The organism is Ekhidna sp., assembly GCF_965227465.1.
Lineage (GTDB): Bacteria > Bacteroidota > Bacteroidia > Cytophagales > Cyclobacteriaceae > Ekhidna.
This window is the reverse complement of sequence record NZ_OZ245746.1, coordinates 606,541-627,134: the sequence shown is the minus strand read 5'-3', so window position 1 is coordinate 627,134 and position 20,594 is coordinate 606,541. Positions and strand designations below refer to the sequence as shown.

The window sequence follows — 20,594 nt, the reverse complement described above, 5'->3', positions numbered from 1 at the left end:
ATGCCTATTATTGTAAATCTTGATGTCGTAATGGCACAGCGGAAGATCCGATCAAAAGATCTGGCCCACCAGCTTGGAATAACTGAAGCTAATTTGTCTATCTTGAAAACCGGTAAAGCAAAAGCGATGCGTTTTACCACGCTTGAAGCTCTTTGTGAGGCCCTTGATTGTCAGCCAGGCGATTTGTTGGCATACACCAAGTCCTAATCAAACCTAAATTTTAAAACGAGTTGAATAACCAAAAAAAGAATACCTTGGTTAATCCTGCAAGCCAGGGGAAACCAATTCATGCCTTAATAGACCTTTCCATATTTCTCTCCGTGATGTTTCTCATCAGAGAAGTCCACATCGAACAAATTGGATTTTGGGGGAATGGTTTGCTAAGATCCATATCTACTGTGGGAGTAGCAACCTTCCTGCTTTATTATCGAAAGCAATCCTGGAGAGATATAGGTCTCATTAAACCAGACAATATCTGGAGGATGCTGGGTATTGCTGGTATTACATTTATTTCAACAATAGTATGTATCATCCTTTACGAAATCATTTCTTCGGGACCTGAAGAGACTAGTGGTGTAGTAGAAGAGATAACTAGAGTCGTTGAGAAAAGTCTTGCCTTCCAAATCTTTATCGTGATTATTATATGGACGGAATCCCTCCTTGAAGAATTGCAGGATCGTGGCTTTTCACTAAATCGATTCGAATCCTTATTTGGAAATAAACTCATTTCCACGATTTTGGCCGTATTTATTCAAGCAGTCATTTTTGGATTTAGACACAGTTATGATCTGTCTGATCGCTCCATTACAACCGGTATGATTGGCTTGGTATTTGGGATCGTTTATGTAGTATCCGGAAGAAACTTATGGCCACTCATCATTGCGCATGTCATTTTGAATAGTATGTCCATTCAGAATCATCTTTAAGGAAGGCCTTATTTAGTACTATTTCTGTAAGAATAGCATTGGACTGCTGAGTTACTTGAGCTTTTGTTTGCGATCGTTTTATTTTACATGATGAAGCTAGCTATTGGAATTATTTGCCTTCTGTTTGCATATTTATTAGAAGGTCAATCGATTGAACAGGTAAAATTTACAGGAAGAGCTGAGCTCATGCTAGAGCTGACTCACCGCTATAAATCAAATTATTTAACGATCAGCCATCATCAATTTAGAATGGCATTTACAGAATTACATCCCTATCAAAGTGATTTGGATGAAATTGTCACTGAAAAACACAGTTTCCATGGACACACATGGATGATTGATATCTTACCTGATTATGGAGACGACCAGGGATTAGTGACTCCTATTGGTTTTGACTACTATGGCGGGCTCTATTACAGCAAAGTACTTTCTAACGACCAAGGAGGGCACACATCGATGATCAATTACTTGAGTGCTGAAAATGAGCTATATGCAGACATCATTCCCGGACTTGTAAATCACTCAGGTCTGCAAAGCGGCGCACTCTCCAAAAACGAACGATACATGATACTGAGTACTCAGGGAGCATATACACATGGTAAAGAAGACCTCTATGTCATCGAGTATTTAGGAAGCAGTTGGGGACATATGACCAACCTTGGTTCCATTGTTAACACAAAAGACCAGGAAATTACCCCCTACCTGGCCACTGATAACAAAACCCTCTTCTTTTCCTCAGACCGTACTGGTGGTAAAGGCGGATATGATATTTATATGACGGAGCGGCTGGATGATACATGGCAAAATTGGACGAGACCGATCAATGTTTCTGAAGTTAATTCAATTCAGTCGGAGACTTCATTTTGTTTTGTTGAAACAGATCCATTCGCCTATTTTATTAGGTCGGACAAACTCGATGTGTATGGAGATATCATGGAAATACCTATTGAACAAAGCATCGTAGAAGATTCCTCTTTTACAGAAATAGTAGACGTAATTGAAAAGGCTTATTTCAAAGTAGTAGATGGAGTTACAGAACGAGCAATTGCTTCAGAACTTGTTATTGTGGAAGATTATGACCAGCGGCAAAATGAATCTGGAATTTTCGAAGCTGAAGAGCTGGTTGGTAAGACACTTATTTTTAAATCATCAGGATATTTCTCATCAAAACTGAAGGTTGGTGAAAGTGTACCCAAAGGCGAGAATATTATTTTTCTTCAACCTCTAACAACCGGATCAAGTATTACACTTGAAAACGTCTTGTTTAAGCGTGCTACCGCCAATATATTGACCAGTTCTTATGAACAACTAGATCTTTTGGTAGAGGTCATGAATGAAAACCCTGATCTTAACATTCGACTAAAAGGGCATACCGACAATAAAGGAAATCCGGTGAGTAATCTTGAACTCTCTCAAAACAGAGTGGATGCAGTCGCTGACTATTTAAGAAATAAAGGAATTAACAGAAGAAGAATATCAGGTATAGGCTATGGTGGTAAATATCCCATAGCCAGTAATGAAACTGAGGAGACACGGCAACTTAATCGGCGGGTGGAGTTTGAGATAATGGAATAAATCCGTTTTATATAGAACACGGGACTACTTCATCTCCACCACTAAATCATCTTGCTCTACCAGCTCCCCTGATTGTAAATGGATTTTCTTGACTGTTCCTGAAACTGAAGAAGAAACAGTTGTTTCCATCTTCATAGCCTCAATCACAAACAACACATCATCCTTCTTCACCTTAACTCCTTCTTTCACTTTCACTTCGGCAATCTTGCCCTGAAGAGGTGAGCCAATTTCATTATCAGTTTCTGCTTTTCTGTTAGATACTTTTTGAACAGCCACCTTTTTATCCCTGATATCAATTTTTCTGGTTTGACCATTCAGCTTGAATGAAACCGTACGCATCCCCTCATCATCCGGCTCAGTTATGTATCCCATCTCGATGATGATGTTCTTACCTTTGGCAATCTCCACAATCACCTCTTCCCCACGCTTCATACCATAGAAGAAAACAGGAGTTGGGAGATTCGTTACCTCGTCATAATCCTGAACATGCTGATAGTATTCTTTGAAAACTTTTGGATAGAGCTTGTATGAAAGGAAATCATCGAAATCCGTCAATGGAAACTCTTTCTGAAACGCTGCAAATTCCTTTTCAAAATTCACAGGTTCCATATTGTCATTCGCTCGTCCATTCAATGGTTTCTGATTTTTCAAAATCAGCTTGCTGATCTCCGTAGGGAATCCGCCCGGCGGCTGACCCAAATCACCCTTAAAGAACCCGATCACCGATTCTGGAAATGATAAAGAGGCTCCTTTCTCAAAAATATCATCTGCCGACAGGTCATTGGCAGTCATAAACATAGCCATGTCCCCCACTACCTTGGATGAAGGAGTTACCTTCACAATATCACCAAAGAGATCGTTGACGATTTCATAGTTTTTCTTAATAGTCTCAAACTTGTGCTCTAATCCAAGCGCTATGGCCTGAGGTCGTAGGTTTGAATACTGACCACCAGGAATTTCGTGATCATATACCTCAGCAGTTCCCGCTTTTAAGCCAGACTCAAATGGGTAATAGAACTCCCTCACATCTTCAAAATACGTAGAATGCTCGTTCAGTGATTTGAGATTCATCTCTCTTCCACGTTCATGATATTCAAGTGTGGCGACTAGTGAGTTGAAGTTAGGCTGAGAGGTCAATCCTGACATGGATGCCAGCGATACATCAATGATATCTACACCCGCCTCGATTGCTTTCAGATACATTGCCGCCTGCATGGATGAGGTATCATGTGTATGCAGATGAATCGGTAAATCAACCGCCTTTTTCAACTCAGACACTAATAACTGCGCACTGTATGGCTTCAATAGTCCGGCCATGTCTTTGATGGCCAACAGGTGAGCTCCTTCATCCTCGAGCTGACGCGCCATGTCCAGGTAATACTGAAGGGTGTATTTCTTTTGATCATCATCCTGCAATTCTCCGGTGTAGCAAATGCAAGCTTCGGCCAAAGATTCCGTTCGTTCACGGACTGCTTTTATGCTCACCTTCATATTTTCGATCCAGTTGAGCGAATCGAAAATTCTAAAGATGTCCATCCCATTTTCGGCCGTTCGCTCGATGAATCGTTCGATCAGGTTATCAGGGTAGGCCGTATATCCCACTCCATTCGAGCCACGAAGCAACATCTGAAATAAGATGTTTGGTGCTGCCTCGCGCATGAGTTGCAACCGCTTCCATGGACTCTCTTTGAGAAATCGCATAGACACATCGAAGGTGGCTCCTCCCCACATTTCCATGGAGAACACTTCCGGGTTTTGCTGGGCATAACTTCTGGTCACCTTCAGCATATCCTCTGTTCGGAAGCGTGTAGCCAGCAGTGATTGGTGTGCATCTCGCCAGGTAGTGTCGGTGAAATGTACTTTCGGGTCATCCTTTATCGACTGGACAAATTTTTCTCTACCTAGTTTTTTCAGCAAATCTCGAGAACCTTGTGGAACAGCTGCTCCTCTTTGATGACTTGGAGTCTTAGGTGTTCTGAACACTTTATTTGGATCGAATGATTTTACATTCGGGTTTCCATTGACCGAAATTTCTCCAACGTAATTGAGTGTTTTGGTACCTCTGTCGAAACTCTTCTTGATTTTGAACAAGTCTGGATGACTGTCAATGAATCCAACGGTGGCCTTTCCATTGAAAAAATCCTCGGTATAGATCACATTCTCTAGAAAACCAATGTTGGTCTTCACACCTCGAACCCTAAATTCCCGTAACGCACGGTGCAATCGTTGTGCAGCTCCTTTGAGTGTTCTTCCCTTTGCAGTTACTTTAACCAATAGCGAATCAAAAAATGGTGAAATTTTCACTCCGTTGTACACATTTCCTGCATCCAGTCGAATACCAAACCCACCGGCACTTCGGTAAGCGATGATGGTGCCATAGTCTGGTTTGAAGCCATTTTCCGGGTCTTCTGTTGTGACACGACACTGAACAGCAAAGCCCCGAACCTGAATATCATCCTGTGACTGAATGAAAATCTGCGGATGCGAGAGCTTACACCCTGCTGCGATCAATATCTGCGTTCGAACAATGTCTATACCTGTCACCTCCTCGGTTATGGTGTGCTCCACCTGCACCCTTGGGTTTACTTCAATGAAATAGATGTTCTCATCCGGGTCTACCAGAAATTCTACTGTTCCAGCGTTGTTGTAGTTTACCTGTTTGGCAATTCGCAAAGCATATTCATAAAGCTTTTCGCGAGTTTCATCTTTTAACCCAACACTTGGAGCTACCTCCACTACCTTTTGGAATCGTCGCTGGACTGAACAATCCCGTTCATACAAATGCACAATGTTACCTGCCCCATCCGCCAGGATCTGCACTTCAATATGTTTAGGGTTCTCAACATATTTTTCCAGGAAAATCGTGTCATCTCCAAATGCCTTTCCGGCTTCCGATTTCGCTTCATTGAATGATTTGATGAGGGTCTGCTCATCCCTTACCACGCGCATCCCTCTTCCACCTCCTCCGGCAGAAGCTTTTAAGATCACAGGATAGCCAATACGCTTTGCTTCGCTTTTGGCTATTGCATCATTTTCTAAAGTCTTTTGGTTGTCCTCTATGACCGGAACCTTTGCAGCTCTCGCTACTTTCTTAGCCATCACCTTGTCTCCCAATTGAGACATCACATCGGGTTCAGGTCCAATGAATGCGATTCCTTCTTCCTTGCACCGTGTAGCGAATGTTACGTTCTCGGATAGGAACCCATAGCCCGGATGGATCGCATCCACTTCGTTTTGTTTGGCAACTGAAATAATTTCCTCAATGTCCAGATAGGGTTTTAACGGCTCATCATCAGGGCCAATTTGATATCCCTCATCAGCTTTATAGCGGTGCAGCGAATAGCGATCCTCAAAAGTGTAAACCGCTACTGATCGAATGTGCAATTCAGATATCGCACGTAAAACACGAATGGCTATCTCCCCCCGATTGGCGACCATGATCTTTTTGAAGAACTTCTGATTTTCCATACTCGATGGAAATTAATAAATAGTTGAAAATAGTTGACTATTTCCAGTAAAAACCCCTGCTAAATTTTCTTGCTTTTAGCTGTCTTTTCTGATAGATTATCATCAGAAATGTTATAATCAAGTCGTGAATATTAGGCTTTTAATCCTTCTGGTAATACTATCCTCACTATTCGGATATCTGGAATGGGGTGGAGGTAATCATTCATTTCTTTTTGAAATCGAATATCAAATTATTGTAAGCCTATTGAGTCAACCAAAATCCGTCGCTCATCCTTTTGTAATAATTCCCCTGTTAGGGCAACTGATACTTTTAGTTGCTTTATTTCAAAAAAAACCAAGCAGAATATTGATCTATTTAGGTATTTTAAGCCTGACGCTATTACTCGGGATCATGTTTGCAATAGGGATCATGAGCGAAAATTTTAAAATTCTTATTTCTACTATCCCCTTCATAATTACCTCCATCCTCTCTTTACGAACCATTAGAAAGCGTAAGAAAAGCTAGAGTATCCAAATTTATGTAGATCACTACATATATTTAATTATATTTACGTAGTTGACTACATGAATATGAAATACGATTTTGTAAATGAACTGGGGTATCTGGGGCTTGCTGTCAGATTGAAACGGCTAAGTGACGCTATGGTCCATAGCGGCAGGCAGATGTACAAGGAGTTGGGGTTGGATATTGAGCCCAATTGGTTCCTGATATTCAGGCTTTTAAAAAAGTATAATCAGCTTTCAGTAACAGAAATGGCATCCAAACTTCATTTCTCTCACCCTTCCATCATCACCATGGTTGGAAAAATGGAGAAGGCTGGTTACCTCAATTCCACTATAGATAAATCCGACTCTCGAAAAAAGCATTTTTTCTTATCTGCGAAAGCTGAAGAAAACCTACCGCGTTTTGAAGAAATATGGGATGCAGGAACCGAAGGAGTGAAAAAGCTCTTTTCGGAGGATAGCAATTTCCTGAACCTGCTGGAAGCCCTGGAGGTGCAGTACAGCCAAAAAGATTTTAAAGACAGAACCCTAACCGAATTAGGCAATGAATAACACATTAGACTTTTCTCCCGAGCAATTTGAACAGCTCCTCAATAAAACCTCTGATTTAGTTATAAATCAACTTTCTGACCTTGAAGAAAAGAAAGCCTACCATTACCATCCTCAAAAAGAGGTCGAAAGCTGGTTTGATGAGCCCCTGCCTAAAGAAGGAATGAATCCTGAAGAAGTGATTGACTTGTTCAAAGAACTGGTCATGGATACGGCCACCAACAATGTGGGACCATACATGTATGCCTATGTGATGGCTGGTGGTTCGCAGATGTCACTGCTTGCTGAAAAACTGACAGCTACCATCAATCAGAACGTTGGGAAATGGCACTTGGGGCCGGCGGCCAGTGAAATTGAAAAGCGTGTCGTGCAGTGGGCAGGTGAGCTAACCACCTTTGGAAAAGACTGTGGGGGTGTGATGGTCAGTGGTGGTTCTGCTGCCAACCTGGCCGGCCTGACAGTAGCCCGAAACATCTTCTTTGAGAAAGAAAACATCCGGGAAAAGGGCCTTTTCGGCATGAAGCCTTTTACCGTTTATGCCTCAACCGAAGTGCATGGATGCGTGGACAAAAGTCTGATGGAGCTGGGTATTGGTACCAATCAGCTTCGAAAGATTGTTGTCAATGAGGATTTTACGATCAATATAGACGCACTTAATGCAGCGATAGAGGAGGATAAAGCAGCCGACTTCACTCCTTTTTGTGTGGTTGGTACAGCCGGAACAGTGAATACCGGAGCAATCGATGACCTGACTGCTTTGGCTTCCATCGCGAAAGAACATGACATGTGGTTCCACATTGATGGAGCTTATGGAGGATTGCCTGCGTGTTTAAAAAGTATCCAGAAAGAATACAAAGGCATAGAGCTTGCCGATTCGCTGGCATTGGACTTTCACAAGTGGATGTACCAGACGTTTGAGGCTGGTTGTTTGCTGGTAAATGACTTCAGTATTCTGCAACGAACGTACTTCAAACAAGCTTCCTACCTGGACACCACACTGGAAGAGCAGGGACGCACCAATTTCAACGAACATTATTTTCAGTTGACGCGAAATGCGAAAGCCATCAAGGTGTGGATGAGTCTGAAAACCTACGGCATGAAAAAGCTGAAGGCGATGATTCAGAAAGACATAGATCTGGCTCACTACCTCGGAGAACAGATTGAAAAGACGGATGACTTTGAATTGAAAAGCACTTCTCATCTGGCGGTTACCAGCTTCCGATATACGAACGGACTGACTGATGAAAAAACCATTGACGAACTGAACAGAAAGCTAATCCCTGCCTTGGAAAAAGATGGACGTGTGTTTATCACGGGCACTACCCTGCACAATCAATTTGTGATTCGTGCCTGTCTGATCAATCATCGGATGCATGAGGGAACTGTTGATTACCTGCTGAAGGTTATTAGAGAGGTTGCAACGAACCTAAACTCATAATCCATTCATATGGGGGTAACTGTAGAAATTGTCAGCAAAGATCAACTTGCACCTCTGCAAGCATTATGCATAGAGACGTTTACAGAGACCTATGGATCTCAGAATACCAAAAGTGATCTCGAAAATTACCTGGAGACAAACTTCAATTCAGCTCAATTAAAGAAAGAGCTTGAAAACCCTCAGTCCGAGTACTACTTTGTGAAAGTCGATGGAGCCATAGCGGGTTATCTGAAAGTGAACGTGGGAAACGCACAAACAGAGATTAAGGAACAAAACGGTCTTGAGATTGAGCGTATTTATGTTGCCCAAGCCTATCAGGGAAAGAAACTGGGACAGGCGTTGTTTGAAAAGGCAATGGAACGAGCAAGGTTTCATAAAACAGCATTTCTGTGGCTAGGAGTGTGGGATCAGAATACCAATGCCATTGATTTTTATGAGCGAAATGGATTCAAAACCTTCGACACGCATGTGTTTCAGCTGGGGGATGACATGCAAATGGATTTGATGATGAAACTGGATCTCGCATAATGGAAATCAGAAAAGCCACTGAGAAAGACTATGATGGCGTTTGGGAGATTTTCTCCGAGGTTGTCAAGAAAGGAGACACCTATGTCTTTCCGGATGATACTCCAAGGGCTGATTTGGCCAAGTATTGGTTTGCATCCGAGATGGAGACTTATGTCGCTGAAAGTGAAAATGGAGAAACTGTAGGCACCTACTTTCTAAAACCCAATTATCCCGGTCGAGGCAATCACATTGCGAATGCCGGATATATGGTAAAGCCGTCTCGCCAGGGAAAAGGCATTGGTAAGCAACTTTGTGAGCACTCGATACAAATTGCTAAAGAAGCCGGCTATCAAGCCATGCAATTCAACATTGTCGTCTCAACGAATACGACAGCCGTCCGGCTTTGGCAACAGTTCGGTTTTCAGATTATCGGCACTACGCCCAAAGGATTTCAGCACAAGGAATTGGGATTGGTGGATACATATGTGATGTGGAGGGGGTTGAAATAGGTCGAATATTTAGTATTCCGCTATATTTGAAAGGAAATAAACGCGATCTACCGTTAATAACGCTGTGGCATTTTACAAAAAGAATAATACTATGGCATTCAAACAATTTTGCTTTTTCATCTACTTATCTCTTATTGCATGTGAACAACCTGAGATGGATTCAGAAAACGACATCAAGAAGGAAATTCAAGAAATGTATTTGCATCATGTCTCTGATTTGAAAAACCTAGATCATGAGAATTTGATGAGGCACTATGCTGATATAAATGATCATATTCTCTTTGGAGATGGAGAATATTGGGGAGATTATAAGACAGTAAACAATATATGGAAATCTTTTATAGATAATACTCAGCAAATCTTAAAATGGGAACTATCCAATGAGAAAATTCATATTCTTTCCAATGAATCTGCATCTTACCTGATGGAATATTACAATGAAAGAATAAATAGTAAAGGAGATACATCCAAAGTCAAAGGCAGTGCAGTCTACGCTCTAAAAAAGATTAACAACGATTGGAAAATTGTAACAACAAATGTTACTCATCAGATATTAGAGGATTAAGTGTACCAATGCCCCCTAATTAGCGCAAGCGTATCGCTTGTGCTTACCTGAAGATGCCGGATCAAGTCCGGCATGACACTAGTCTTCCTTAGAAAATCCCCTGCCTCGGTTCGTGTCCTCACGAACTGAAAGCTAAGGTTTGTGAAGACACAAACCATGGCGATAGATTCGTATATCCTACACAAAACACTCGTGTGTGTCCCCCTGAGCCCGTCGAAGGGTATGGGTGAAGGGCGGGTTGATTAATTGGGATTGTCTCCTTCGATAAACTCAGGATGACAATGGTTAACTTATCTTTCCTCGAAATGTGTCTTCATGAAAAAAGAAAGAATCATATACTATTCAAAGGCGAACCAAACATATTAATCAGGTCGATAGGTAACCAAGTTAAAAGAGATCCAAAATCTCCGCCTCGGTTCGTGTCCTCACGAACTGAAAATCCCTCCTCTCCTTCATGCTCCTTCATCAAATGGGGAATTCATCATTCAATTAGTTAATTCGAGTTAAAAGGGCCTCCTAACTATCAACTCATCAATTTGCTAACTAACTTGAAGATCAAACTCGGAACTATGAGATTATTGTTTCTAACACTTTTATTCTGTATCGGACTTGTAAGCATAACTAACGGACAAGTTAGCGGAAATCAAAAATCAGGTATTCCTACTTGGACTGAAGAAGACAGAGAATACCTGTTGGACAATCTAACAAGGTCAAAAGAAGAGCTAACCAAAGAAGTCCAAAATCTAACCGAAGAACAATGGAACTTTAAAGAGAATCCAGATCGCTGGAGCATTAACCAGATTGTTGAACATTTAGCTATTTATGAATTGATATTCATGAATCAAATTTCAGTTGCTTTACAAATGGGTGAATTTCCACAAATAAAGAAATATCCCGCCGACAGTCTTTTTCTTGGTAGTGATCCTAACAAGAACAGTACGACAGATTTTACAAAGCCATTCTCCTATTCTGTACCATTTGGCAACAACGATGGGATTGACAACTTGACCTGGTTGACTACCATGAGGAATGACTCAATTAAATTCATAAGAACGGACGAAAGAAATCTACGGCTTTATTACGTCAACTTTGGACCAAATATTCATCAAAAATGCATGCAAATTTTCAGTCATACAGATAGACACTTGAAGCAAATTAAGAGTGTAAAATCGCATCCCGATTACCCGAAATCCTAGAATTAGGTTAAGTCAAACAATAGTTCCCCATCTCGGCTCTGTCCTAACTGTAACAAAATCGAGCATGGACCGTCATTTAAAAAACTAAAAGTATGAACGCTGAAGAAGTAATTAACGATAGAAGAGTCATTTTATCCACGCTATGGATCTTCGTTACCTTAAACTACCTGTATTGTGATGTTTTGTCACTGATGTCAGCCGAAATGTTAAGTGCATTACTTACCGGTACAATCGCCGGCATTAACATGAATGAAACGACCTTATTAGCAGCTGGTGTCATCATGGAAATTTCAATCGCCATGGTTCTGCTGTCAAGGGTTTTGAAGTATAAATTCAATCGCCTGGCAAATATTATTGCAGGTTTTATCAAAACGTTGATAATGCTTGGGACACTTTTAATGGGAGGAGCTAGTTATCATTATATGTTTTTTGCGACTATTGAGATTGCAACAACAATCTTCATTGTCTGGTATGCCTGGACATGGATCCAACCTGAAACGCAGAAGGAAGTCGTGCAATCAGCAAATTGAGTAGTCCTGCCGGTTGGTGTCGTCACGAACTTACCGATTTGGTTTAAAAACCAAAACAATAAAAAAGCAGCTAGTTCAATGTAAATGTCATCTCGACCAAAGGGGCAGATATTTACATAGGAGGTAAAGATTTCTCACATGCTTTCGAAATGACAAATAGTTTAATTCTCCTACAATGGTTCATGTGCTAACGAATTGAATGCTGATTGTGGTATGTGGAGACACAAACCATGGCGATAGATTCGTATATCCTACACAAAACACACGTGTGTGTCACCCTGAGCCCGTCGAAGGGTATGGGTGAAGGGCGGGTTGATTAATTGGGATTGTCTCCTTCGATAAACTCAGGATGACAATGGTTAACTTATCTTTCCTCAGAATGTGTCTTCATGAAAAAAGAAAGAATCATATACTATTCAAAGGCGAACCAAACATATTAATCAGGTCGATAGGTAACCAAGTTAAAAGAGATCCAAAATCTGTAACGCTGTATAAACAAGTCCTAGTGAAAGAGTAATGTTGATCGCTTTTTTCAACATCCTGTTCTGCATGTACTTTTGAATAAAATTGCCAAACAAGGTCCATACTGAAACTGAGCTAAAGCACACCACAGCTAAAAAAAATATCCATGGCGCATGTGAAAGTATTTGCTTATCTGGGTTATAGAGAAAGGTGGTGAAAATGGTCATGCCATAAAAGATGCCTTTGGGGTTAACCATTTGCAGCAAAAACCCTCTGCTAAACTTTGCCAACTCCTTTATTTCTGAAGATGAAGTATAGCTGGCTTTCAGCGTATGATAGGCCAGCCATGAAATGTAAGCCGCCCCAATATATTTCAGATAGGTGTTGATGAATGGTGCTACTTCTAAAAGTACCGAGGACAGTAAAACACAGATCCACAGAACGGTAAAGAAACCTGCCACTATTCCCATTAAAAACTTAAATGTTTGTTTATAGCCAAGATGCATTCCAAATGATGCACAAGTAATATTGTTAGGACCCGGTGTATAGGTGGTAATAAAAATGAAAGATAGAAATGCGACCAGGTTCATAGCGGTGCTTTTAGCATCAAGATTACACAAATTTTCAGTCTATTCCATTCTCTTGCTTGTGCTTACCTGAAGTTGCCGGATCAAGTCCGGCATGACACTAATATTTCTTAGAAAATCGCGTTTGGTGATTTATGTACGCCGCACTCAAAACACTGAGTATTGCACGAGTGAATGTTGGCCTGCTGATTTTTTTTCATAACCTTTTCAATCTTCCAATCGTATTTCTTTTACAAATGGGTAAATAACTATGAAGCTACACTTAGGTGAATTTGAAGAGATTGTATTGCTATTAGTAGCTGCTCATGACAATGATGCCTACGGACTCTCCATTGCCAATGCCATTGAAAAGGATCTGGATAGGAAAGTAACTCTTAGTAGTGTGCATACCGCACTTTATCGAATGGAGGAAAAAGGATATCTGGAATCTGAAGTTGGAGGTGCTACTAACGAGAGAGGTGGTAGAAGTAAACGTATTTTCAAGATTACTTCATTGGGGAGGCAAGCGTTGGAATCATCCCGCCAGACACGCAATATGTTGTGGGATAAGATTCAGAAACCGTCATACAATGACCTATGAAAAAGAATCCACCTCGTTTGGCTCAACACTTTTTCCGTTTCTACTGTAGAAATCACTTACGTGATTCCATTTTGGGAGATCTTGAAGAAAAATTTTATCAGCATCAACAATCACATGGTACTTTCAGGGCCAGGCTATTTTACTGGCTAAATGTCCTTCGGTTCATAAACCGATTTACACTGAAAAGGAATCGCAATTCTATTTCTTACAATTACTATTCATCAAGTATGTTCAAGACCAACCTGATCAGCTCCTTCCGTTTCTTCTCTAGAAACAAATCATTTGCCTTTATCAATATTTTTGGATTAGCCTTCAGCTTAAGCAGCTTCCTGTTGATTCTCTTCTTTGTAAATCATGAGCTCTCATATGACGAATTCCACGAGAATAAGGAACAGGTTTATCGCATCAATTTCTCGTATGCAGACAATTCAGGCAATGTGACCACATTGGTCAATTCGCCTCCTGCTCTTGCTGAAGGGATTTCGGGAAAATTTCCTGAGCTGGAAAAAATCTCCCGCATGCGATACACCATGAATTGCTTACTATCTGCCGGAGAAGTTAATTTCTATGAAGACGGGGGCTACTATGCCGATTCATTGTTTTTGGAAATACTGAAGTTTGATTTGACTGCTGGTGATCCTGAATCTGCTTTGGATCAACCAAACTCCATTGTGATTACCGAAGAAATGGCGCTTAAGTATTTCAATTCTCCCAGCCCCATAGGAGCTACCTTGATGTTCAATAATTCCACCCCTTTGAAGGTCACAGGTATACTCTCAGAAGTGCCTGCCAATTCTCACCTTGACTTTGATTTTTTGATTTCCTTTTCATCTTACACCATTCCTGAAGGCTATGCATCAGACTTAACAAGCTGGAGTTGGTTAGGATTTCTGACTTACGTGGAGCTTAAACCAGCATCTGATCCCGAGCAATTCGAACAAAAACTAACGCAGCACTTCAAAGATTTAAATCCGGCTGATCCCAATCCAATGATGCCAATTGTGCAAAATCTATCTGACATCTACTTAGGATCCGGTAGAATGGTTGATGACACAGGCAGTCACATTCGCTCCGGTAATAAATTCAGTATCAATGCCTTAATGATGATTGCCGCGTTAATTTTAGTGGTTGCCGGATTTAATTTTTCCATTCTTACCAATGCCTTATCTATTAACAGAAGCAAGTCCACGGGTATAAAGAAGGTACTTGGGGCAAGTAAGAAAAGTATTATCACTCAACTGGTGACAGAATCCATGATTCTTGTCACTTTTTGCATGTTGCTATCATGTGTAATCGTGCTTTTAGTTTTCCCTGCAATTTCATCCTTCATTGGTTGGGAATTCACCCCGGGATTTAGGGATGTATGGAAAGCTGCGCCCATTGTGATACTAGCGGTGATAATCATAGGAACTTTTTCAGGGTTATATCCAGCAACAGTTCTCGCCAGCTTTGACATCATCAAATCCCTAAAGGGTTCTCTTAAGGTGGGATCAAGAAATCCTTTTCAAATGAAAAATGCGCTTGTGATGCTACAGTTTGCAGTGTCCATAGGTCTCATTGCCTCCACAATCATCATGACAAGGCAAATCAACTATCTGAGAAATAAGGATACGGGCTACAGCACTAAGAATGTCATGATGATCAAAATGTTACCAGAGGACTTGTCCAGGTACTATGAGCTGTATAAAGAGCAGATGACGCAAAATCCTTCGGTAATCAATGTGAGTAGAAGCGACCGTCCTGTTGGTGAGCCCTGGCCATGGAGTGTGATTCAAAGAGCTGATCAAGGACCGGAAATGAGTAAACGGGTATTTTTCAACCTTGCTGATTACGGATACTTTGAAACAATGGACATCCCACTAATTGAAGGTCGTGATTTATCGAGGGAATACGTAAATGATCCTTCTCATTCCATTATCGTCAACCAGAAAGCTGCAGAATACCTTGGTCTGGAAGACCCAGTCGGTAAAAAAGTATATTTTTTTGGCTCAGAACATCCCCGAACCATCGTAGGTGTAGCCAAGGATTTTAATTATACGTCTTTGCATGAGGAAATCGGGCCAGCAGTGATGATCTTGCCATTCATTGATTTGGAGTATATGTATGTCCGATTTGCTGCTGGTGAGTTAAATCGTCATATCGACATTTTAGAAGACACCTGGAATGAGATTTCTGAAAGTGCACCGATGGAATGGCGTTTTTTAGATGATAAACTTGAACAGTTGTATAGATCAGAGGAGAAACTATCAGCCATGATCCAATTTTTTGCAGTACTTGCCGTTTTGCTGGCATGCCTGGGTCTTTATGGAATAATTACGTTTATGGTCAACAATCGAATCAAGGAAGTGGGTGTCAGAAAAGTCTTAGGAGCCAGTGTTCAATCCATTTACACCCTATTCATTCAAAAATACCTATACCAAGTGCTTTTGGCAATGATTATCATCGCACCACTGATTCATTACTTACTTCAAGGCTGGTTACAAGATTTTGCATACCATATTCATATCAATTGGATGATCTATCCACTATCAGGTTTGCTATTAATTCTGATGATTTTGATAACGGTAACCTATCAAATAGTAAAGGCTGCTATGGTTAACCCAGCTACGCTGCTTAGGAGTGAATGAATATTAGTTTTATTGTGTCCTCACGAGCTGAAAACTGATTTTGGTTTGTGAAGAAAACAAACGCTAGAACTAATTACATCCCCCTCCTCTCCACATGCTCGCACTCCCCCGAAACGTTGGACCGCCTCAAAGATGGAATACCCCGCCAAATGTCATCTCGACCAAAGAGAGAGATATTTACTTTGATGGTAGAGATTTCTCACATGCGTTCGAAATGACATCTAGTTATATTCTCTAACACCGGTTCGTGTTCACACCAACTGAATACGCAAGCTGGTTTGCGGAAACACGAACCAAGGGAGCATATTTACATCCCCGTCCTACGCTTAACCTAACAAACGTTAAATTGAAGATGCCGGATCAAGTCTGGCATGACACTAATTTTTCTTAGAAAACCTCGAACTAAGATTCACATACCCGGCGCACAAAACACTCAGGATCAATCCAACTGCAGTTCCAATATCAACAAGTTTTCGGTTGAGGTCAAGACCAGTAATTTTCTCTAACATGTATTCAATAAATGAACTTGGAATGTTTCGTTCACCAAGTTCTCGCTTAATGTCCCAGTGCCAGTCTGTGAGTGGGCAATAACCGATCACACCTTTGTACCAACCAATTCCTAACCAGGCGACCAGGATGAGTCCAATAGCTATGATGTGTACCTTGCGGGTTGATTTGAACATCCATCCAGTCAAGACGAAAAGCACAAAAGCGCTATGGAAAAGCGTTAAAAAGTAGTCTAAGAAAACGTTCACGATTTACAACATACTAAGATGGTGCCAGAAATTAATCAATGCGCCTCTCAGTAGTGTCACCCTGAGCCTGTCGAAGGGTATGGGCGAGCGGCGTGTAGATTGATCGGTAATTGTCTCCTTCGATAAACTCAGGATGACATTTCGATTACTCAGGATGACAAGTGACTATGAATTGTAATTTCTTCCATGCAACCATTTCACTCATACCAGCATCAACCTGAAAGTAATCTAAATGACCTACCCAAATGCTAGACAATCCGAAAATAAATATCAAAATCAAACTATCTGCCTTGTGGACCTCATTGATATTCTGTTTCCTGTATGGAGATTATTTTGAATTATATACTCCGGGGAAGGTAGATAGCTTACTGACTGGAGAGAACGTCTTAGACAGCCCAATGAAACTACTCATTGCATCTATCATCTTAGTTATTCCGTCATTGATGGTGGCACTGTCTGTTTTACTCAACGCCAAACTGAACAGGATACTCAATATCTCTTTCGGCATGCTATTTACACTGATGATGCTGTTAATTGGGATCAACTCAATGACTCCCTGGTATGAATTTTATGTGTTTCTTGCCTTTCTGGAAAGTCTGATAACCATTTATATCATATATCTGGCCTGGAAGTGGCCAAGAGTTTGATATGATGGAGTATTACTAATCACCCCCTTTTTTATCCATGAGAACTGAAATCCCTAAACTGCTATGTGGAGACACAAACTTGGGTGATTGGTATCACATCCCCCTCCTCCCTCATACTCTCTCACACCCCCCTTCAAAGGGGGAATAAAAAAATTCTAGCTCCTTCGCTCGCTTAGCTGATTCACCGCTGTTTGCAGTTCTCGCTTCAGTTTTACCTGAGTTTCTCTGGATTTGGATTTGTGTTCTTCATATTCTGCCTGAAGGGTCTCAAACTCACGTCTGGTCTTAGTGGTCACACTGTTGCTTCGAATGAACATGAAGTAGGCCATGATGCCTAAGACAGCTAAAATTGCAATTATTGCCCATACCAGGATGTGATAGCCTATTTTGGAAAAGGGAATACCAAAGAAATAAATGGTGTCATTTAGCTCCAGGCTTTCATCGAGTTTTGCCTGCACACTAACAAGCTCTGCACGTGATTGCTGAGCATTCGCCTTCGCATCTTGTGTTTCAGATTGAAGCTGCTGAATTTTTTGTTGCTTTTGGTTCAATGTATCTGTTACCTCCGACCAAAAAGCATTTAAGTCTGTGCGGGGGATTACTTTGTATCGCTCATATGTTTCGGTGTTCTCCAGCATGTTATCAAACTTTTGCTGAAGCGTTTCCTGAGCAGAAGCGGATAGGCTGTAGGTAATAGAGAGTATAGTAAAAATGGTGAGTTTTAGGTTTTTCATTTTGTAATTAAGGATAAATAAAGAATCGCATTGCGGTCTTAACCGTAACGAGCACATTGAGTAGAAATTATTGAATTACTCTACAACTTCAACCACCAAATTATGGTTAGTGTAGATGCAAATATCAGCTGCAATGGTCAGCCCTTCCCGGACCATTTCCTCTGCTGTTAGGTTTGACGCATGTTTTTTCAACGCTAAAGCTGCTGCTCTTGCATACATACTGCCCGAGCCAATGGCTGCAACTTCTTCGTCTGGCTCTATTACATCACCAGTTCCAGATACTATGAGAACTTCTCCTTTGTCAGCCACAATCATCATGGCTTCCAATTTTCGCAGGTATCTATCCGTCCTCCAGTCCTTGGCAAGCTCTACTGCCGCTCTTTTGAGGTTTCCTGAGTAGTTGCTCAACTTCTCATCAAAACGATCTAATAAGGTGAATGCATCAGCTGTAGACCCTGCAAAACCGGTAACGATCTTACCATCACCCAGTTTGCGAATCTTTTTCACATTGGATTTAGCTACCGTATTTCCGAGAGTCGCCTGTCCATCAGCACCGATGGCTACTTTGCCATTGTGCTTGATTGCCAGGACGGTTGTTGATTTTATTTTTTCCATAGAATGATAGTCTGCTTAATTAAAGGAAAAGATGCTACACTTCGTTCAGCATGACTCGTAAAAAATGAGATTTTATTAAATCAGGATTCTAACCGGATCTTCTAATAGTTCTTTAAATGTTTTAAGGAAAGCAGAACCAACCGCACCATCAACAGCCCTGTGATCACATGAGAGTGTAACTTTCATTACGTTACCCGGCTTCATCTCGCCATTTTTCACTACAACAGTTTCTTTAATTCCCCCTACAGCCATAATGCATGCATCTGGTGGATTAATAATTGCAGTGAATTCGTCAATTCCGAACATTCCCAAATTGGAAATGGTAAAAGTATTCCCTGAAAATTCTTCTGGTTGTAGTTTTTTGTCTTTGGCCTTTTGAGCTAACTCCCTAACCTCAGCAGAAATATGCGATAAGGATTTATTATCCGCAAACCTTACTACCGGGACAATCAATCCGTCCGGAATGGCTACTGCGATTCCCATGTGCACGTGTGAATGCTTCATCATGTGATCTCCCATCCAGCTTACATTCACATCCGGATGCTGACGTAATGCAGCAGCGGCTGCTTTTACCACCATGTCATTAAAGCTAATCTTAACCGGAGCAACTTCATTCATGGACTTTCGGGCTTCAATCGCCTTGTCCATATTTATCTCCATCGTGAGGTAGAAATGAGGTGCTGAGAATTTGCTATCGCTCAATCGTTTGGCGATCACCTTACGCATCTGTGAAAGTTCTACCTTCTCAGATCGCTCCTCTCCCACAACTTGAGGGATATTAATGGCTGGTTTATCACCAGCTTTTTCAGCTCCCTGTTGCGGTTGTGTCGAAGGAGTGAATTCTTCTACGTCCTTCTTAACAATTCTTCCTTCCGTTCCAGATCCATTTACCTGAGATAGATCAATTCCTTTTTCAGAAGCTATTTTTTTAGCTAATGGCGATGCTTTGATTCTTCCATTACTGGAAGAGGAAGTAGTGGTTTGTTGTGGTGCTGAAGACTGAGTGGGTGCCGACGCACTTTGAGACACTTCTTTCTTCTCTTCTACTTGTTCTTCTTCGGCATTGTCATCACCCTGCTCCTCTGCTTTCAACAAAGCTTCGTAATCTGCACCTTCTTCCCCAATAATCGCAATGACACCATCCACCGGAACACCACTTCCGGCCTCTACGGCAGTATATAGAAGCGTGCCGTCTTCATAGGCCTCTAGTTCCATCGTCGCTTTATCAGTTTCTACTTCTGCCAGGATGTCGCCAGACTCGACTTTGTCTCCTTTGTTCTTAATCCATGAGGCGATTACTCCTTCCTCCATCGTATCACTCATTTTAGGCATGCGAATGACGGAGGCTTTTATGTTGCTTGTATCTATTTTTTCAGAAGATTTCTTTTCTGACTTCTCTTCCCTGGCCTCTTCCTCACCTTCATCAGATTGACCATTACTTGATTCTTCTAGCAGGTGCTTATAATCTTCTCCTTTTTCTCCAATCACAGCCAAAATACCATCTACCGGAACCGATTCTTTTTCTTTCACTCCAATATGAAGCAATACCCCATCCTGATAAGACTCCAACTCCATGGTTGCCTTATCTGTCTCAACTTCTGCCAATACATCACCTGAGCTTACCTCATCACCCTCTTTTTTCAACCATGAGGCGATTACGCCTTCTTCCATGGTATCACTCATTTTGGGCATTCTTATTACTTCCGCCATTTAGATCGTCTTTAATTCTTAGTCAAAATTAACCCATCCGTGAAAATAAAAATTTGGTTTGAGCACAAAATGAAAATTGAGTAACCCATGTTCTAGTATTAAATTGCCAA

The 20,594-nt window shown here is 41.2% G+C and carries 20 protein-coding genes; 14 read left to right on the top strand and 6 right to left on the bottom strand.

Features of this window, described 5'->3' with window-relative positions; genetic code table 11:
- The 3 genes from ACO05G_RS02915 (at nt 1) to ACO05G_RS02905 (ending at nt 2,501) form a co-directional block, all read left to right on the top strand.
- Complete coding sequence (locus ACO05G_RS02915) at nt 1-207, top strand: helix-turn-helix domain-containing protein (protein ID WP_421764611.1); 207 nt, start codon at nt 1-3, stop codon at nt 205-207.
- A gap of 23 nt (nt 208-230) precedes the next feature.
- The gene (locus ACO05G_RS02910; RefSeq protein ID WP_421764610.1) at nt 231-926 is read left to right on the top strand and encodes a CPBP family intramembrane glutamic endopeptidase; all 696 of its coding nucleotides are present in this window, start codon (nt 231-233) and stop codon (nt 924-926) included.
- 87 nt (nt 927-1,013) lie between these two features.
- Nucleotides 1,014-2,501: an OmpA family protein gene (locus ACO05G_RS02905; RefSeq protein ID WP_421764609.1), complete on the top strand. Its 1,488-nt coding sequence runs from the start codon at nt 1,014-1,016 to the stop codon at nt 2,499-2,501.
- Between the two features lie 24 nt (nt 2,502-2,525).
- Here ACO05G_RS02905 and ACO05G_RS02900 read toward each other — a convergent pair whose 3' ends face one another.
- Complete coding sequence (locus ACO05G_RS02900) at nt 2,526-5,969, bottom strand: pyruvate carboxylase (RefSeq protein WP_421764608.1); 3,444 nt, start codon at nt 5,967-5,969, stop codon at nt 2,526-2,528.
- Nucleotides 5,970-6,093: 124 nt separating this feature from the next.
- Here ACO05G_RS02900 and ACO05G_RS02895 point away from each other — a divergent pair, with 124 nt between their 5' ends.
- The 8 genes from ACO05G_RS02895 to ACO05G_RS02860 all read left to right on the top strand — a co-directional run bounded on the left by ACO05G_RS02895 (nt 6,094) and on the right by ACO05G_RS02860 (nt 11,767).
- Complete coding sequence (locus ACO05G_RS02895; RefSeq protein WP_421764607.1) at nt 6,094-6,474, top strand: hypothetical protein; 381 nt, start codon at nt 6,094-6,096, stop codon at nt 6,472-6,474.
- A gap of 65 nt (nt 6,475-6,539) precedes the next feature.
- Nucleotides 6,540-7,025 (top strand): MarR family winged helix-turn-helix transcriptional regulator, encoded by a 486-nt coding sequence (locus ACO05G_RS02890; RefSeq protein ID WP_421764606.1) that lies wholly within the window; start codon nt 6,540-6,542, stop codon nt 7,023-7,025.
- Complete coding sequence (locus tag ACO05G_RS02885) at nt 7,018-8,460, top strand: pyridoxal phosphate-dependent decarboxylase family protein (protein WP_421764605.1); 1,443 nt, start codon at nt 7,018-7,020, stop codon at nt 8,458-8,460. The genes ACO05G_RS02890 and ACO05G_RS02885 overlap by 8 nt, the downstream gene beginning before the upstream one ends.
- 9 nt (nt 8,461-8,469) lie before the next feature.
- Nucleotides 8,470-8,988, top strand: a complete 519-nt coding sequence (locus ACO05G_RS02880; protein ID WP_421764604.1) for a GNAT family N-acetyltransferase — start codon at nt 8,470-8,472, stop codon at nt 8,986-8,988.
- Nucleotides 8,988-9,476, top strand: coding sequence for a GNAT family N-acetyltransferase (locus tag ACO05G_RS02875; RefSeq protein ID WP_421764603.1), 489 nt, complete (start codon nt 8,988-8,990; stop codon nt 9,474-9,476). Before ACO05G_RS02880 ends, ACO05G_RS02875 begins: the two co-directional genes overlap by 1 nt.
- Nucleotides 9,477-9,567: 91 nt before the next feature.
- Nucleotides 9,568-10,041, top strand: coding sequence for a nuclear transport factor 2 family protein (locus ACO05G_RS02870; protein WP_421764602.1), 474 nt, complete (start codon nt 9,568-9,570; stop codon nt 10,039-10,041).
- A gap of 569 nt (nt 10,042-10,610) precedes the next feature.
- On the top strand, nt 10,611-11,237 hold the full coding sequence (locus ACO05G_RS02865) for a DinB family protein (protein ID WP_421764601.1): 627 nt from the start codon (nt 10,611-10,613) through the stop codon (nt 11,235-11,237).
- Nucleotides 11,238-11,329: 92 nt separating this feature from the next.
- Nucleotides 11,330-11,767 carry a DUF6326 family protein gene (locus tag ACO05G_RS02860; RefSeq protein WP_421764600.1) on the top strand — a complete coding sequence of 146 codons (438 nt, stop codon included), beginning with the start codon at nt 11,330-11,332 and terminating at the stop codon, nt 11,765-11,767.
- Nucleotides 11,768-12,228: 461 nt separating this feature from the next.
- Here ACO05G_RS02860 and ACO05G_RS02855 read toward each other — a convergent pair whose 3' ends face one another.
- A complete protein-coding gene (locus ACO05G_RS02855; RefSeq protein ID WP_421764599.1) occupies nt 12,229-12,819 on the bottom strand; it encodes a LysE family translocator in 591 nt (196 codons plus the stop codon).
- Nucleotides 12,820-13,066: 247 nt separating this feature from the next.
- On the opposite strand from ACO05G_RS02855, the gene ACO05G_RS02850 reads away from it, so the two are divergent.
- Both ACO05G_RS02850 and ACO05G_RS02845 read left to right on the top strand, forming a co-directional pair.
- Entirely contained in the window at nt 13,067-13,396 is a 330-nt protein-coding gene (locus tag ACO05G_RS02850; RefSeq protein WP_421764598.1) for a PadR family transcriptional regulator, read from the top strand.
- Entirely contained in the window at nt 13,393-16,023 is a 2,631-nt protein-coding gene (locus ACO05G_RS02845; RefSeq protein WP_421764597.1) for an ABC transporter permease, read from the top strand. Before ACO05G_RS02850 ends, ACO05G_RS02845 begins: the two co-directional genes overlap by 4 nt.
- A 377-nt stretch (nt 16,024-16,400) precedes the next feature.
- Here ACO05G_RS02845 and ACO05G_RS02840 read toward each other — a convergent pair whose 3' ends face one another.
- Complete coding sequence (locus ACO05G_RS02840; protein WP_421764596.1) at nt 16,401-16,778, bottom strand: DUF2784 domain-containing protein; 378 nt, start codon at nt 16,776-16,778, stop codon at nt 16,401-16,403.
- Nucleotides 16,779-17,023: 245 nt separating this feature from the next.
- On the opposite strand from ACO05G_RS02840, the gene ACO05G_RS02835 reads away from it, so the two are divergent.
- Entirely contained in the window at nt 17,024-17,425 is a 402-nt protein-coding gene (locus ACO05G_RS02835) for a DUF6326 family protein (protein ID WP_421764595.1), read from the top strand.
- Between the two features lie 155 nt (nt 17,426-17,580).
- On the opposite strand, the gene ACO05G_RS02830 is transcribed toward ACO05G_RS02835, so the two are convergent.
- The 3 genes from ACO05G_RS02830 to ACO05G_RS02820 form a co-directional block, all read right to left on the bottom strand.
- Nucleotides 17,581-18,159, bottom strand: coding sequence for a hypothetical protein (locus ACO05G_RS02830; RefSeq protein WP_421764594.1), 579 nt, complete (start codon nt 18,157-18,159; stop codon nt 17,581-17,583).
- Nucleotides 18,160-18,234: 75 nt separating this feature from the next.
- The gene (gene hslV, locus ACO05G_RS02825) at nt 18,235-18,774 is read right to left on the bottom strand and encodes an ATP-dependent protease subunit HslV (RefSeq protein WP_421764593.1); all 540 of its coding nucleotides are present in this window, start codon (nt 18,772-18,774) and stop codon (nt 18,235-18,237) included.
- Between the two features lie 75 nt (nt 18,775-18,849).
- Complete coding sequence (locus ACO05G_RS02820; protein ID WP_421764592.1) at nt 18,850-20,484, bottom strand: pyruvate dehydrogenase complex dihydrolipoamide acetyltransferase; 1,635 nt, start codon at nt 20,482-20,484, stop codon at nt 18,850-18,852.
- Between the last annotated feature and the right edge of the window lie 110 nt (nt 20,485-20,594).